11 protein-coding genes are annotated in these 15267 nt (G+C 40.3%); 4 read left to right on the top strand and 7 right to left on the bottom strand.

Annotation, left to right across the window (positions count from 1 at the left end):
• Positions 1–79: 79 nt before the first annotated feature.
• The 5 genes from ACRRSQ_RS05510 to ACRRSQ_RS05490 form a co-directional block, all read right to left on the bottom strand.
• Positions 80–640 (bottom strand): transposase, encoded by a 561-nt coding sequence (locus ACRRSQ_RS05510; protein ID WP_440874798.1) that lies wholly within the window; start codon positions 638–640, stop codon positions 80–82.
• A 306-nt stretch (positions 641–946) separates the two neighbouring features.
• Positions 947–2134, bottom strand: a complete 1188-nt coding sequence (locus tag ACRRSQ_RS05505) for an ATP-binding protein (RefSeq protein WP_440874705.1) — start codon at positions 2132–2134, stop codon at positions 947–949.
• A 9-nt stretch (positions 2135–2143) separates the two neighbouring features.
• Positions 2144–2854 (bottom strand): response regulator transcription factor, encoded by a 711-nt coding sequence (locus tag ACRRSQ_RS05500; RefSeq protein ID WP_440874704.1) that lies wholly within the window; start codon positions 2852–2854, stop codon positions 2144–2146.
• Positions 2854–3243, bottom strand: a complete 390-nt coding sequence (locus ACRRSQ_RS05495; protein ID WP_440874703.1) for a DUF3019 domain-containing protein — start codon at positions 3241–3243, stop codon at positions 2854–2856. Before ACRRSQ_RS05495 ends, ACRRSQ_RS05500 begins: the two co-directional genes overlap by 1 nt.
• 12 nt (positions 3244–3255) lie before the next feature.
• A complete protein-coding gene (locus tag ACRRSQ_RS05490) occupies positions 3256–4074 on the bottom strand; it encodes a MipA/OmpV family protein (protein ID WP_440874702.1) in 819 nt (272 codons plus the stop codon).
• Positions 4075–4439: 365 nt separating this feature from the next.
• Here ACRRSQ_RS05490 and ACRRSQ_RS05485 point away from each other — a divergent pair, with 365 nt between their 5' ends.
• Both ACRRSQ_RS05485 and dsbC read left to right on the top strand, forming a co-directional pair.
• Positions 4440–6770 carry a putative Ig domain-containing protein gene (locus ACRRSQ_RS05485; RefSeq protein WP_440874701.1) on the top strand — a complete coding sequence of 777 codons (2331 nt, stop codon included), beginning with the start codon at positions 4440–4442 and terminating at the stop codon, positions 6768–6770.
• 200 nt (positions 6771–6970) lie between these two features.
• Complete coding sequence (dsbC, locus tag ACRRSQ_RS05480; RefSeq protein WP_440874700.1) at positions 6971–7702, top strand: bifunctional protein-disulfide isomerase/oxidoreductase DsbC; 732 nt, start codon at positions 6971–6973, stop codon at positions 7700–7702.
• A 271-nt stretch (positions 7703–7973) separates the two neighbouring features.
• Here the strand turns inward: dsbC and ACRRSQ_RS05475 are convergent, their stop codons facing one another.
• Complete coding sequence (locus ACRRSQ_RS05475) at positions 7974–12074, bottom strand: S8 family serine peptidase (RefSeq protein WP_440874699.1); 4101 nt, start codon at positions 12072–12074, stop codon at positions 7974–7976.
• 243 nt (positions 12075–12317) lie between these two features.
• Between ACRRSQ_RS05475 and folA the strand changes: the two genes are divergently transcribed.
• A complete protein-coding gene (gene folA, locus ACRRSQ_RS05470) occupies positions 12318–12806 on the top strand; it encodes a type 3 dihydrofolate reductase (RefSeq protein WP_440874698.1) in 489 nt (162 codons plus the stop codon).
• 109 nt (positions 12807–12915) lie between these two features.
• The gene (locus ACRRSQ_RS05465; protein WP_440874697.1) at positions 12916–13806 is read left to right on the top strand and encodes a radical SAM protein; all 891 of its coding nucleotides are present in this window, start codon (positions 12916–12918) and stop codon (positions 13804–13806) included.
• 144 nt (positions 13807–13950) lie between these two features.
• On the opposite strand, the gene ACRRSQ_RS05460 is transcribed toward ACRRSQ_RS05465, so the two are convergent.
• Positions 13951–15024 carry a trypsin-like peptidase domain-containing protein gene (locus ACRRSQ_RS05460; protein WP_440874696.1) on the bottom strand — a complete coding sequence of 358 codons (1074 nt, stop codon included), beginning with the start codon at positions 15022–15024 and terminating at the stop codon, positions 13951–13953.
• Between the last annotated feature and the right edge of the window lie 243 nt (positions 15025–15267).

The raw sequence follows: 15267 nt of genomic DNA, 5'->3' as shown, positions 1-15267 counted from the left end.
GACATTAGTTTGAAGCTTTAATTAAGGTGGCAAGACTACGGTTTTATTTGGATATATGTCACCGACCCCGATTAGTGCTTTAACTTGTAATCTCGTTCAATTCATCGTCTGTTAATTCACGATTAAATAGCGCTTGATAAGCGAAATGACGCTGATTTTCATCACTAGCTAGGCTTTGATAAAGTGGATGTGGTGATAAGTTTTTTCGAGGCTTAATTCCTGCATTTACGCCGTAGCTTGACCATAAATAATCACCGGGTGTCGCAACCATATTAGCGCGCACCGGATTAAGTTCAATATAACGGTAACAGCTAAGAAGATAGCGCTCAGCATCAATAATACGGGCTTTAAATCGGCCTTCCCATAACGTACCTGTGCGCTGGTAAGTTTTATTAAAATAGTAGACATAACGACGGCCAATTGATTGCATGACTTTAGAAATACCCTGCTTACAACTTGGGGTAAATAATAAATGCACGTGATTAGTCATTAACACGTAGGCATGCAATGCGACGTTATGTTTCAAGCAAGCTTCATTGAGGCACTTTAGATAAAACAAATAATCATTGTAATTAATAAAACAATCTTGGCGGTTATTGCCTCTGCTTATTACATGGCAGGGCACGCCAGCTTGAAACATCCTTGCTTGTCTTGGCATTGTTGAGTCCTTCAACAAAAAATGTCTTTAAATTATAGATGAACAAAAGGGGTTTAAACAAAAGGGGGCGATAATAAACAAAAGGGGTCGGTGACATTAGTTTTAAATTTCAATTAAGGCGCAAGATCGATGTTTTATTTGCAAAAGTGTCACCGACCCCAATTCAGGTTTAAATTGAACAAAAGGGGTCGGTGACGCTAGATATAAAATTTCAATTGAGGTGGCAAGATCGACGTTTTAATTGGAAAAGTGTCACCGACCCCTTAGAAGAAAAGAACAGGTTCGGAGCTACTTCAGTTTTTTTGGCCAGCTAAAGCTGACTTTTGCGCCGTTTAGGGTTGGGCATTTAGTAATGCTAATGTTGCCTTGATACCACTTGGCGATCATTTTAATAATCGCTAAACCTAAGCCAAAACCGTCTTTACTACTATCTTCTTGATAATACGGTTTAAGGGCTTTTTCTGCTTCTTTAAAGCCATCACCATCGTCGCAAACGTCTAAGGTAAAGTGTTGTTCATGTTCGATAATTCTAACGTTTATTTGGCTATTGCAGTGCTTTAAGGCATTGCCAATTAAGTTTTGACTCATACGCATAAACGAGGTTTTATCAATAAATACTTTTAAATTATCGTCGATGTCGAGCTTTATTTGATGACGTGTCGTGCGCTGAAAACGCGCAACTAAGTCGCTGATCAAAGGTTTAATTTCAACTAAAGATAAAGGCAGTTGCGCTTGGGTATATTCAAGTTTGGCAATATTTAAAAACTCTTCGGTTAACGCGGCAATTTCGTCAATATCTTCTTGAATAGAGCTTAACTCTTCTTTGTGCTCTTCGTCATCTATGGTCGCTAATGAGAACTGCGTGCGCGCTAGCGGCGTGCGTATTTCATGGCCGATCATGCGAGAAATGCCTTTGTACTGCTCGACCAATTCTTCAATCCGCTGCCCCATTTGATTAAACACTTCTACCACCGGAAAAATAGGAGATGATTGACGAATGCTAAAGGCTTGCCAATGGGCGGTTTTGCTAAATTCGAGTGCTTTTTTCGACAACAGTCTGAGTTCTAAAAACAGTGGTCTAAACCAAAATAGCAAAATAACAATCACGCCAATAAAATACAGCGAAGTTAAATAGCGTTGATTGTTTATCGCGCTGTTATCCATTTGAATTGGGCCAAGAATTTCGACGTTTCCATCACGATAGTTGTAAAAATAGACGTTGTTTTTACCGTCAATAAATTGAATTTGTTGACCCGCTTTTATTTGCTCGAACATCGCTTTAGGTAGCTGAATAACGTCTTCAGGTATGCTTTTAAACAGCTGCTGCTCTTTATTCGCATGCAACTTAAAAGCCTGCTCTACGGTAATAATGGGTTTTGCGGGTGCAAAGGTTTCCCAAATAGTCGACAGCAGCCAAGAATAGGCAAATAACGCTAACAACAGCGTAAATGATAAACGAAGAAATTGAATGTTCATTACAACTATTTAAAGCACGCTATTAAGCACATAGCCCTTGCCCCAAACCGTATCAATTTGATAATGGTTATCTGGTATAGCATTGAATTTTTTACGTAATTTACTCACGTAAACATCTGCGGTGCGGTCAAACCCATCATACTCTTTATTCAGTACAACCTGGTAAATAGCATCGCGTGTTACCTTATGATTCACGTTGGCAGTCAGAATATACAGTATTGAAAATTCTTGGCGGGTCAGTGGTAAAATATTGCCTTTTACATTCGCTTGCGATGATTTAGGGTCGAGCGAATATCCGTCTAAACTAATTGGTGTGGTGGTATCGGTAGTTTCGGCTTCTTTTGAGGTATGAGAGCGTCTTAAATTAGCTTTAATGCGCGCCAGTAATACATCAGGTTGAAATGGCTTAACAATGTAATCGTCGGCGCCTAATTCTAAGCCGGCAATTTGGCGTTCGCAGTCGGTAAACGCGGTAATGAAAATAAAGGCGCCGTTGTATTGTTCGCGCCATTGCGTGCAAATATCAAAGCCAGACATATCAGGCAAGTCGATATCACATAAAATCACATCAAAACCACTGACTTTCGATTCAACACCAATTAATGAGCCACCACGCAGCCAGTCAACTTGGCAGTCATTTTTCTCAAGAAAGCGTTTAATTTTTAAGCCCAGTTTATGGTCGTCTTCAATTAGCAGTACGTTAATCATTTTTGCCGACATTAGAATACTCTCCAAGGAACGTAGCGGTTATATAAGTTCAATTTACTCGGCTTAAGCATAGTAACCGAGGTGTGAGCGACTTGCTCACCAGAGAGCGCATTTTTAAGATAAAAATTCACATCAGTATTTAATAGGGCGACGACTTCATAACCGACAAGGTTTTTGTCAAAGCAGTCGAGCTTAATATCTTCTTGGTATAAACAAATTTCACTGTGATAACTGTTGAACGACCAGTCAAAATTTAATATCACTGAACAAGCAGATTGTTCGGTATCGAGCACACATTGTGAAGGGGTTACTTTAAAAAAGTTGAGCGTGTTGATGTCACTTGCATTTGCGCAAGTAACGGATAAGCTAAAAATAACTGAACTTGTTATCTTAGTTAGCACTCACTCACCATTTTACCACTTCCAAGTGACTCCAACAAAATAGGTGTCTAAATAGTCATCGTCGACAATTTCACTACTTCTGATTGCGTCTGATAAATATTCTCGGCTAAAGTTAGCAACAAGTAGCCAGTTGGCATCAAGTTGATAACCCATATCAATGCGGAATTGGCTTGATACTTGGTCACCCTGAAGAGGGTCACCGTAATAATAATTCAGTAAATCGTACGACTTATAGCGCAGCATAATTTCAGACGCTAATTTAAAGCGACGATCGATCCATTTGTGGGTCCAAGAAAATTCAAATTGCTGGCCATTGTGTTGACCTGATACATCGGTATATATACCTGCGGTGATCAATTCTTTGTCGTTATTTAGTAGCTGTGTATAACGAATGCCGCCCATGTATGACAAGTTAGGCTCTTCAGGTGCGATAAATTCAGGCTCATTAGGATGAGGGCTAATAACCAAAGGTGGTATAAAACCTTTACTAGAATCTAAATGATACAAACCATCGATATTAAATTTACCTACCGCTTCAATAATCGAGTTATCAAACGAAGCAAGCAAATAACCCATTTCAAAGTTATCGAAATAAAAATTCTTGTTATTGGTCCAAAATATTTTTGGGTAAACCGGTATTTTTAAATCGTCTTTATAATTAATCGGGTTTTGATAATGACCAAGGCCTGCAGAAATTCCAAAACGAAAAGTCGAACTGGTTTGAGATACAGCGTTTGTTTTAGGTGCAGAGGTATTTTCGGCAGCGACAGAAGTCGAACTTAGCGATAGTGCAAAGATAAAGGAGATGCTGCGTAAAATATTAACTTTCATTGATTTTTCTATTCCATGTTAATAACAAAAAAAGTTTAGCTATTAATTTGTTTGGAATATGTAAACTTTTGTTAAAAATACTCGAATTTGGATAATAATGTTAATTGAACATAAATACAATATATTTAACGGGGAAAGGCGTTTTTACTGGCTTTGTAAAGATTTTTGGTAACAATTGGCTTGTTAAATAGTTGATTTTAACAAGTTTTAACATTTTTACTTTTCTGTGTTTTTTATAGTCGTAGCTAAGGAAGAAAAATAGTTGCAATTATATAGCTTCTTTTTGAAGCGTTTTTCTTCAATTTTGCACTGTCAAATTCTTCCCAAAAAGCAAGATAAAATAAAAAATTAACGGAGTATCAAACATGAGTAACAAAACAAGAATTGCACTTGTTGTAGCGGCAGCGCTTACAACGGCTGCATGTGGTAGTGATACCAAAGAAGTAGAAAAAATTGTCGAAGTGCCGGGTCCTATAGTTGACAATACCCAAAACAGTGCGCCAAGTATTTCTGGTGTAGTAACTGTAGCAACAGTAGGTACTGAATTTACTTTTACCCCAAAAGCGGTTGATGCCGACGAAGATACTCTGTCGTTTAGTGTAACAGGTTTACCAGCAGGTTTAGCTATTGATGCTGCAACGGGCGTTGTGAGTGGTACTCCAGAAGCGGGCACTGACGGTTCACACGATGTTGTTGTAAGTGTAACTGATGGCGAAGCGACAACTACGATGAGCTTTGCTTTAATCGTAAACGGCGTTCAAGCGAAAACATCTCCAACTGCGCCAGCGCTTATGCTTTCTGGTGCTGAAGATGATGATTTAAGTATTACCTTATCGGCTACCGATGAAGACGGCGATGTGGTATCAGTAATGCTTGACGACCCAAGTGCTTTACCTAGCTGGGCAACTTACTATCCAGATACATCTATTATTTCAGGTACTCCAGGTTTTAGTGATGCGACAGCTGAAGATATCGTATTAGCGGTAACCGCATCAGACGGTGAAACAGACGTAGCAGGAACACTTACTATTAGTGTTGCAGATACAAACCGCGCGCCAACTGCACCATCAAATGAATACTGTGACCGCGTTAATGTAGTTGATGCAGATACATCTATGGCAATCATTTGTAAAAACGCTATGAACACTTCAGTAAGAGATAGTGATTCTGGTGAAACGATTACGATTGATAATTTAGTGATCACTGATGCTGAAGGCAATGCTGCATTAGACGGTTGGGATTACGACGGTCAGACAATTACAGCATCTTCTACTGCAATGCCTTTCCCACTATATGATGGTGAAGAATATGCTGCAGAAGCAGTTTATACGTTCACTTTCGACGCAAGCGACGGAAAAGACACTTCAACAGGTTTGTCTTTTGACTTTGTTGTAAGAGGTAATTCTACAAGTTCAGACTACGATTTAGATAATGTACCTAATCATTTAGATGCTATGCCTGAAGACTCTGATGATTTTTCAATTGATATTGCAGCACGTGGTAATGAAAACTTAGAAGCTAACATTGCTAAAGTTGATTCAATTGTCGAAGCGGCGCTTAGCGATGATTCATTTGAACCAGTGATTAGCAAGCTAACTTCAAACGATGGCGGTGTTTGTGTGACAATAGAAGGTTACGGCGCACCTGTATGTCAATCAGCAGGTAACCTTGGTAAAGTTAAAGATGGGACTGTTTATGGTTTTGCTGGTTTATTAGATACAGCTGCAGTAACTGAAAATGTTACGAACGCAGCTATTGGTGACAATCATGCTTGTTGGAAAGCTGATGGTGAAATTACATGTTCAACTTTTGAAGGGACTGTTGTAACAGAACTTAGCGGTGTATACACAGCATATACAAGTATGCCATTTTATAATAATTATGTTCATGCGGTTGTTGACGGCCAAAATAATGATTTGTACGCATCTGGCAGTGATACATTTTGTACGGCTAAATTTGGAAATATTCCAGGGTTGAGTACTTCAGGTGGTACAAGTGTTGTTTGTGATGGTGAAATGTCAGGTTCAATAGAAGTGGCTCCAGATACTATTGATGATATGGGAACAATACAAGCAGATGACGACGTTTACACATTTAATATGTTAGTCGCATTAGCAGTCTCTGATAATAAAGTTTGTTATAACTTAGCTCAGTATGTTGGAACAATGGCTGGCGGTACATATACCCAGTCACCTATGTGTTATAGCTATGAAGATGGAGGCTTTGTTGAGTCTGCAACTGTTTTAGCTACTTCTGATGGTTTTGACCATGAGACTTTTGCGCATGAAATGACTGCTGCTGATGCTGCGTATTCAGTGATGGATGCGGAAGGTGACAATATTTGTTACGCTGAAAATAGACGCAACATGGTATTTTGTAATAATGTTGATATTGCAACGACAGGCCCAATAGAAGAGTACACTTATACAGACTTAGCCGTAGGAGATGCTCACGCTTGTGGTTTATATTCAAGAAATGTAGATGGTGAAACTGTAAGCATGGTTGATTGTTGGGGTGATAACTCATATGGCCAAACTGTTGTTCCTACATTAGTAAATCCTACTCAAATAACGTCTAGTAATGACTTTACCTGTGCAATAGATAATGTAATTGCTGATGGAGAAGTAGATTCTACCCAAATAGTAAAATGTTGGGGTGCCGTTGAAAACACCAGTTCATTTTCTATTGGTTTTTAAAATTATTTAAACCTAAACAATAAAAACCAAAACCCCAAGCTTGCTTGGGGTTTTTTTTACATTTTTTAACGTCAAACCTATCGCGCTTTTATCGTAAATCCGCCAAAGTATCCTCGGGCTAGTTTTGCTACAGGCTTGTGATTTTTTCGCAGCTTTGTCGCTAACCCGATTCATTTAAAAACACACTATCGAGGAATGCTATGCGTTTTATTAAACGTCGTTTATTGGTGCTTGCCAGTGCTTTGTCATTAGCCGCTTTATTACCTGCGAGTGCAGAAACGGCTACAGATGCCGATATTATTAACAAACTAAAAGGCTTAGGCTTAACCGCGAGTGAAGTTAGCGATACGCCAATTGCGAATATTAAAGAAGTGATCACCGATAAAGGTGTCTTTTATGTCACTTCAGATAATCGTTACTTTTTCCAAGGGCGTTTGTTTGATATGAACAATAAGTTTGAAAATTTAACCGAAAATACCCAGTCAGAATTGCGCGCCAATGGTATTGATGCCTTTAAAGATTCAATGATCAGCTTTCCTGCCAAAAACGAGCAATATCAAGTTACGGTATTTACCGACCCAACCTGTGGTTATTGTCGTAAATTGCATAATGAAATGGACGAATATAACGCACTAGGTATTAGTGTAAATTATTTAGCGTTCCCACGTGGCGGTATTAATAGCGCCTCGTATCGCGATATAAAGTCGGTGTGGTGTGCCGACGATCAAAAGCTTGCGATGGACGCCGCTAAAAGCACAGGCGATGTTAAAAATGCCAGCTGTAGTGCCCCGATTAAAGCGCACTTTGACTTAGGTCGCTCGTTTGGTATCACCGGTACACCGGCGATTATTTTTGCCGATGGTACTATGGTGCCGGGTTATAAGTCGCCAAAAGACTTATTAAAAGCATTGAAAAAAACAGATAAGCCATAAGTTTTAAGCTGCAAGCTACAAGACATAAGCCGTAAGTTTTAAGCTACAAGACGTAAGCCATAAGATTTGAGCCACAAGCTACAAGCATTAAACTTGCGGCTTGTGGCTTTTTCTTTTAACTCTTTTTTCTTGCCGCTTGCAGCTTTTTACTTCTCGCTCTTTTCTTACAGCTTGTAGCTTTTTACTTCTCGCTTATCGCTTTCTTCTTACCGCTTTTAGCTTTCCACTTCTAGCTTATCGCTTTTGTCTTACCGCTTTTAGCTTTCCACTTCTAGCTTTCCACTTGTAGCTTGTAGCTGTTCACTTCCAGCTTTCTTCTTACCGCAAATATCATTAACAACAGTAACAAGCCATTTACGCTACCACCACTGCTTTCGCTTTTTTGCGCGAGTTTCACCGTTATACTTTCGCTGCGGCTATATTCACCATCGGTAACGTTGACGGTAATGCTCGCCTGTTCAATGCTAGTATTGCTCGCTACAACCGTTATTTGATGTTGATTAACCGATTCAATAGTTATGCCTTGCGATAATGTCCAGCTATAGCTTAATTCACTGTCATCGTCGTCTGCATTGGCGCTATAGGTTGTTGCTTGTTGGTATTGCAGCGTGCTTGGCCCAGAAATACTGATATTTTCTGGTGGGTTGTTAAGCGCTTCCACATAAAAATTAAGCGTTTTTGTTGTGCTGGTATTATTATCGCTTACCGTGACAGACAGTGTTTTAGCGGCTGCACTTTGATAACTTGGAATAACCACGTCAATGGCACTATTCGTTAAGCTATTTGCTTGAAAGTCTTCAGGAATTTGCCATTGGTAACTTAGCTCTCCCGAGGCATTGTCTACTTCTGTGGTAAAGGTCACGCTAGATTTATCAGCAATCAGGTTAGGTGCTTTTATGTTAACTGCTAATGGCTCGCCAATGGTAAGGTTGACTTGTGCGCTTGAGCTTTGATTAAAGCTATTAGTGACTTGATAATTAAAGCTGCTATATCCACTGAAATCTTCATCGGGCGTGAAAGTGATGGTGCCATCGTTATTAATCACTGCATTGCCATTTTCGGGCGTTGTCAGTAGCGTTAACGACGCGGGGTTGAGTTGCGCGCTTTGGCCAAAATACAAATCCGTTGTTACCGATTTTCCACCAACACTACCAATAAGCACGGCGTTTTTATCACTGACTAAATCATTGGCTAATACGCTAATGTTAACCGGCGTATTTATTTGGGTATTAATGTTGTCGGTAACGGCAAACTCGCTATTTTCAATAGGACTTGTTTGTATATCTAAACTGAGTGTTCCGGCATTAATAAAACTCAGCGCAAGGCTAAGATCGTTAACGATATTAATGCTACCACTGTCGTCGTACCAAAAACTTTTGCCTATGGTGCCGTTTTCGTTTTCAACACCTACGGTGAAGTAGTTCGGTAGCTCTGGAATATCGATATAGTTGAACCAGATGTTGTCGGTATTTTCTTGTAAAATTAACTGAAAAGTAAAACTGAGGTTTTCATCACTTATCCCCCAATATTCTGCGCTGTAGCCCAAAATATCGTCTACCCAAATTTGCGCGTTATGCCATTGGATCACTAAATAATTTTCACCTTGGTATTGATGATGAAAATAAAGTATTTCACCGCCACCGGTATCAAGCGGATCGTTGGCATCTTTTAAATCAAAGTCGATCCAAAACGGCGCGATGATACCGTCTGGGGATTGTGAGTTTGGCAGGCTTAAATTATTTACTAGTGTATTTGGGTCAACGTATTGTTTGCCTGCAAAAGCCAAACCGTTGTCTGAAATACTGAGGCCAGTATAACTTTTGCCAAAATAATTAAAGTTAAAATCGACCGGGAAGTTAAAGCCATCGCAGCCGTCAAGGCAAGTTGCTCGCTGATAATTGTCTTGCTCGCTAACATCTAACTCGAACGGCAAACTGTTTTCATCAACCAGTATTTGCGCGGCAGGCATAGCGCTAGTAAAACTTAGCTTTTGCTCTTGCCACAATACATCTGTAATCGGCACGCCGGTGCTTGAAGATAGCGTGGTTGGCTTAAAGGTCGCTGCGCCAATAAGCTCAAATTGAAAGTCTAACAACTCTTGCTCTGTGGTATTAGTGGCACTGACAGCAAATGTTTTATTTACTTCACTTGGGTTATTAATACTAATGGTGAGTAAATCGCTATTGTTGTGATCTGCCTCGGCAACTAGCGCTTGTCGAATCGTTTGTCCAAGCTGATTTTGCCAAATAATTTCACCAAAATACCATTGCTCTTGTGGCTGATAAGGCAGTTGAACTGAAACAGTAAACGTTGCGCTTTGGTTGGCGCTGTTAAAGGTGATGTTATTCGGTGATAAGTTTGCCGCAACACCATTATCGACAAAACTAATTTTCCCTTGCCAGTTTTGTGCTTGGTCACTAATTGAGGTTAGGGTGTTTTGTTTTTCACAGCGACTACCACAACGAGCAAGCACCATATTGGCATTTTTAGCATAAGCGGGTAACGCCATACTTGCGGCAATATTTAGTCGGCCAGCACCCGTTTCAAAAGGCGTTGCTTGGCTATGTTGATAACTTTGAATATTGCCGTCTGCACCATTAATTAAAAGCGATTTTATTTGCTTGGCTGTTAACTGCGGTTGCTGTTGTTTGATAATAGCAGCGGCACCTGAAACCATTGGCGCTGCCATGCTAGTGCCACTGAGTTCACTGTAATAATCGTCGTTTTCCTGTGCACTGGTTTGATTGGCAGCAGAGAGTATTGCTTGTCCAGGTGCGGCCAGGTCGGGTTTTAAGATGGTGCTATCGCCATTGGGGCCTAACGAGCTAAAGGCAGCAACAAAATCTTTGGCATAAGGTGAATTAGAGACACTAGCTTCATTGTCCATACTAAGCTCTGGCGTTGCAGCGCTTTCGATATAATCAACTAACGCTTCACCGTCGCTCATGGCAATAAAGGTGCTAGGTAATGAGCTGCTTTCCATGATCATTTGAATATTAGCGCCCACTTGATCGTTAATTATCACCATTGCGCTCGCCCCCGCATTTAATGCGTATTGCGCTTTTACTGAAAATAAACAATCCCCGCGATAAATCACCGCCACTTTATTAATGAAGGTATCGTCTGCAAATGCTTGGCAGCCATTAGCGTTTGTCTCAGGTGCTAAGCTTGCAAGTGTTGCATCAAAGCCTTGGCTTGAAATTAAATTATCACCCGGTGTTGATAATATTTGTTGTTGGTTGAAATTAAGAAAATGGCCGGTCGATTTTGTCGTGGTGGTAGCTGCAACGGCAATGCCCGCTTCAACACATGCCGGGCAATTTATACTTTGCTCACCATATTCACCTTCATTGCCAGCAGCTGATACGAGTACTACGCCACCGGCTTCAAGCTCGGTAAAAAGTTCTTTATACAAGGTACTGATAGGATCTGCGCCAATGTCGCCACCCCAAGAATTATTAATAATATCGGCGCCATCTAAATAGGCATCTTCTAATGCTTTAATAAGCTCGATATCGGTTGATATCCCGTCTTGTCCCCACAATGCTTTATAGACCATTAACATCGCGCCGGGAGCAACACCTGAAAATGACTCACCATTAGCGGTAGTGACTTCTCGGCCGGTGGCAATGCCTGCCACATGAATACCGTGTAAATAGGTGGCGTAGGGGGAGTCAACTTCCTCGTTGGCGGCAAAGTTGTAGTTAGCGGGTGGGTAATGTCTGGCCAGTATTAATTTATTATTACAAAAACTGGCGTCTTGGCTTTGACAGTAATCAGCAGAATTTAGCGACATTGCAGGCGCTTGGGCAAAACCGGTATCTGCAAACATTGGGTGCTCTGGCATTATGCCTGAGTCAATAATGGCTATTTTTATGCCTTGACCGGCATTATCGTTACCGCCCACTAATTGCCATGCATCATCAGCGCTAATAATAGGTAATGCTGCGGCAAGCTTTGCTCGATAAGTATTAACTGGGTAAACCGCTTTTACATCGGGATATTGTTTAAGTTCATCAATCGATAATGCTGAATTTATGCCAACGCCATTAAAAAGTTGCGAGTACTCAGTAACCTTTGCAGTTAAGCTTCTGCGTTTTTGCAACGTATTAATAAAATTGTTGCGCACTAGCTGTTGCGAGCTTGCGGTTGCACTAAGCGATGATACCGCTTGTACTTGCTTAGCGCTAAGAGAGGATTCTAGGCGACGCACAGTGGCGAGTGCTTTATCGTTAAAAACAACAATATATTGTTGCTCAGCAAGCCCCGATTTGTCGGTAATTGTTTTTTTGCCGTTGGCAAAAGCAGTATTTGCTCCGCTAAAAAGAACTACTGTTAAAAGCCAGAAAGTCGCAAGTCGAAACCAAGTCATAATTATTCTCAAAAATGTAATCAATACTGCTGATGAATTTAGCCTTTTATGGCGATTTCACTATATAAAACGGGGGATGTAGCAGTTGTTAAAAGATGTTAAAGTCAGCGACTAACTTTAATGGTGCAAGATGGGCGCATGCAGTAGAATAGAGCCGCTCAACATTGAGCAACAAACAACCCTAGTTATTGAGGCAAACTTTGTTTGATAGTTTGTCATTAAGATTAAAAAGCGGATAACACCATGACCATTCTTTCGATGATAGTCGCCCATGCAAAAAATCGCATTATTGGCAAAGACAATGATATGCCTTGGCATTTGCCAGCAGATTTAGCCTATTTTAAAAAAACAACCTTAGGCAAACCTGTGATCATGGGGCGAAAAACCTATGAATCTATTGGTCGCCCATTGCCGGGCCGACAAAACATTGTTATTTCACGTGATGCGAATTATCACGCTGATGGCATAGAAACCGTTACCTCCGTTGAGCAAGCACTTGCCTTAGCCGGTGACGTTGAAGAAATTATGGTGATTGGCGGTGGCGCAATTTACCAACATTGTTTACCCGCTGCGCAGCGACTTTATATTACCCATATCGATGCGGCTATTGACGGTGATACCCAATTTCCTGCCTATGAAAATGAGTGGCAAAAAGTGAGTAGCGATGTGCGCGGTGCTGATGAAAAAAATCTATACGAATTAGATTTTTGCATTTACGAGCGTAAGGCATAAAGCCTATTGATCTTGGGTGTATATTTTTACAACCGTTAAGATTTGAACGAAATTTATACCACAAAAGTCAATATGCTCTAGTTAATTTAACTCTTTAGTAGGTAGTGATATGTACCCTTTGTCTTATATTGAACCTGTCTTTCGTCCGCCAAGTGAATGGAAAAGTTTAATTTTACAAGTCACCAATGGCTGCTCGTGGAACAAATGTACTTTCTGCGATATGTATACCAGCGAGTCGAAAAAGTTTCGCCCGAAAAAGCCTGAGGTTATTGAGCAAGAGCTATTAGCGATTAAACAATCTGGGCTACCAGTGAGCCGTGTTTTTCTTGCTGACGGTGATGCGATGATGTTGCCGTTCAATCGCCTAAAAGAAATAATGCTGCTGATCCAAAAATATTTTCCAAACAATGTGCGAGTATCAAGTTATTGCTTGCCTCGTAACTTAGGGAATAAAACCGTGGAACAGCTAGCAGAGCTTAAAAGTTTAGGTTTAAAAATTCTCTATGTTGGCTGCGAAAGTGGCGACGATGAAGTATTAACTTTAATCAACAAAGGTGAAAGTTACCAAAGCTCGCTACAAGCGTTACAGAAAATAAAAGCAGCCGGCTTAAAAAGTTCAGTGATGATTTTAAATGGCTTAGGCGGACCTAAATATTCTCAGCAACATGCAATTAATTCCGCCAAATTAATGAATGAAGCCCAGCCTGATTATTTAGCGACGTTAGTGGTTTCGTTTCCGTTAGGAGAAGAGCGTTTTGCGAAACCTTTTAATGGCGATTTTCGACAACTCAATCAGCGTGAGTTGTTTGAAGAAATGGAAACTTTGTTAACCACACTTGAGCTAGATAAAACAATTTTCCGCTCTGATCACGCTTCGAATTATTTAGTGCTTAAAGGTATTCTGGGGCAAGATAAAGAAAAGTTGTTAGCACAAGTTCAACAAGCCTTGCATCAACCACAGCAAGTGAATTTGCGCCAAGAGTGGCAACGAGGCTTATAGTTTTAACTATTAGCTTTTTACTTTTTGAATGAGTGGCTGTTTTCTTACGGGTAAGTCTTTATTTACTTACCCGTGAGTGATTTTTCTGCATAGCTAATGCGCGGCAGTTTAGGTGGGGTAGCTAACGTGCGATAGCTAAGGTAGTTAAGGCGCGATAGCTTTTTCAATCGTTACCGGCACATCTAACTGAATATTTTGACGATAAATCTTAAAGGTCAACACTGTGTTAGGTCGTGTTTCTGCAATAATATCTAATGCGTGAGTCATGCCGGTAATTGGCGTCTGTTCAATTTGATAAATAATATCGCCTTTTCGCAAGCCTGCTTTTTGTGCTGGACTGTTGTCGGTGATCTGGTCAATCACAATGCCTTTGAAACTATCGATATATGTTCTTGCAGAAATGCCTAAATAACCACGAACCACTTCACCATTTTCAATAATTTTTTGCATGATCTTATAGGCCAGCTGATAGGGCACTGAAAAGAAAATACCTTGAATATTAAGTTGCGGATTACTCTGGGTGAACTTTCTTGAATTAATGCCAACTAGCTCACCGTTGGTATTCACTAATGCGCCACCTGAGTTACCATCGTTAATGGCGGCGTCCATCTGTAAAAACTCTAAATGGCTAGTATTACTTAAGCCATTTCGCCCAGTAGCACTAATAATGCCTTGGGTAACGGTTTGCCCTAAATTTAATGGGTTACCTATGGCAAGCACTACATCGCCAACCAAGGATTTTTGCGTTGGGTTTTGTGGAATAACGGGTAAATTGTGCGCGTCTACTTTTAGCACGGCTAAGTCGGTAAACTTATCAAAGCCAATGAGTTCAGCAGCATAGGTACTGCCATTTTGCAGCAATACCTCAATAAGATCGGCATTTTGTACTACGTGAAAGTTAGTCAGTATATAGCCTTCACTGTGCATAATAACGCCCGAGCCTAAACCTAAACGTGTGGTTTGGTTGTTTTGCCCAAAACGTGGACTTTGCTGAAACTCTCTTGAGTAAATATTAACAACGGCTGGTGCGGCATTGGCAACTGCTCGGGCATAAGAAAGTGGTTGTTGTTTTTGAGTCGACGGCTCTAATAATGTTGATAAGGTGGCATTTTCTAAACGAAATTCAGGCACGACTAACAATAATACAACTGCGATCATCACCCCGTAGCTGGCGGCATGTAATACGTATTTAATGAATGAGAATAATTGTGCGATCATGAATTTACAGTCTAGGTAAGTGATTATTGTTTTTTTCTAGGCTACCACAGTTAGGGTAACTTTACGCTTAATCTTAATCGTTAATAGTTAACTTTACAAATGAAGGCTTTATTGCACAATTCATATACTTTTTATCGCTAAGCTGTCGAGTCTTTTATTTGTTAGCTGATAGCATAATTTTCGAGCATAAAAATAAAATGGCTCCCAAAGGAGCCATAATGTATTAACGATAAGCGTTCGTTC

It is taken from the genome of Thalassotalea sp. PLHSN55, assembly GCF_052030545.1.
Classification (GTDB): Bacteria; Pseudomonadota; Gammaproteobacteria; order Enterobacterales; family Alteromonadaceae; genus CANMXU01.
This window is presented reverse-complemented; position numbering and strand designations above follow the sequence as displayed.

Bases quoted from the DNA above. Each gene is read 5' to 3' on its own strand.
- ACRRSQ_RS05510 (WP_440874798.1), bottom strand. From the start codon at position 640: ATGTTTCAAGCTGGCGTGCCCTGCCATGTAATAAGCAGAGGCAATAAC.
- ACRRSQ_RS05505 (WP_440874705.1), bottom strand. From the start codon at position 2,134: ATGAACATTCAATTTCTTCGTTTATCATTTACGCTGTTGTTAGCGTTA.
- ACRRSQ_RS05500 (WP_440874704.1), bottom strand. From the start codon at position 2,854: ATGTCGGCAAAAATGATTAACGTACTGCTAATTGAAGACGACCATAAA.
- ACRRSQ_RS05490 (WP_440874702.1), bottom strand. From the start codon at position 4,074: ATGAAAGTTAATATTTTACGCAGCATCTCCTTTATCTTTGCACTATCG.
- ACRRSQ_RS05485 (WP_440874701.1), top strand. From the start codon at position 4,440: ATGAGTAACAAAACAAGAATTGCACTTGTTGTAGCGGCAGCGCTTACA.
- dsbC (WP_440874700.1), top strand. From the start codon at position 6,971: ATGCGTTTTATTAAACGTCGTTTATTGGTGCTTGCCAGTGCTTTGTCA.
- ACRRSQ_RS05475 (WP_440874699.1), bottom strand. From the start codon at position 12,074: ATGACTTGGTTTCGACTTGCGACTTTCTGGCTTTTAACAGTAGTTCTT.
- folA (WP_440874698.1), top strand. From the start codon at position 12,318: ATGACCATTCTTTCGATGATAGTCGCCCATGCAAAAAATCGCATTATT.
- ACRRSQ_RS05465 (WP_440874697.1), top strand. From the start codon at position 12,916: ATGTACCCTTTGTCTTATATTGAACCTGTCTTTCGTCCGCCAAGTGAA.
- ACRRSQ_RS05460 (WP_440874696.1), bottom strand. From the start codon at position 15,024: ATGATCGCACAATTATTCTCATTCATTAAATACGTATTACATGCCGCC.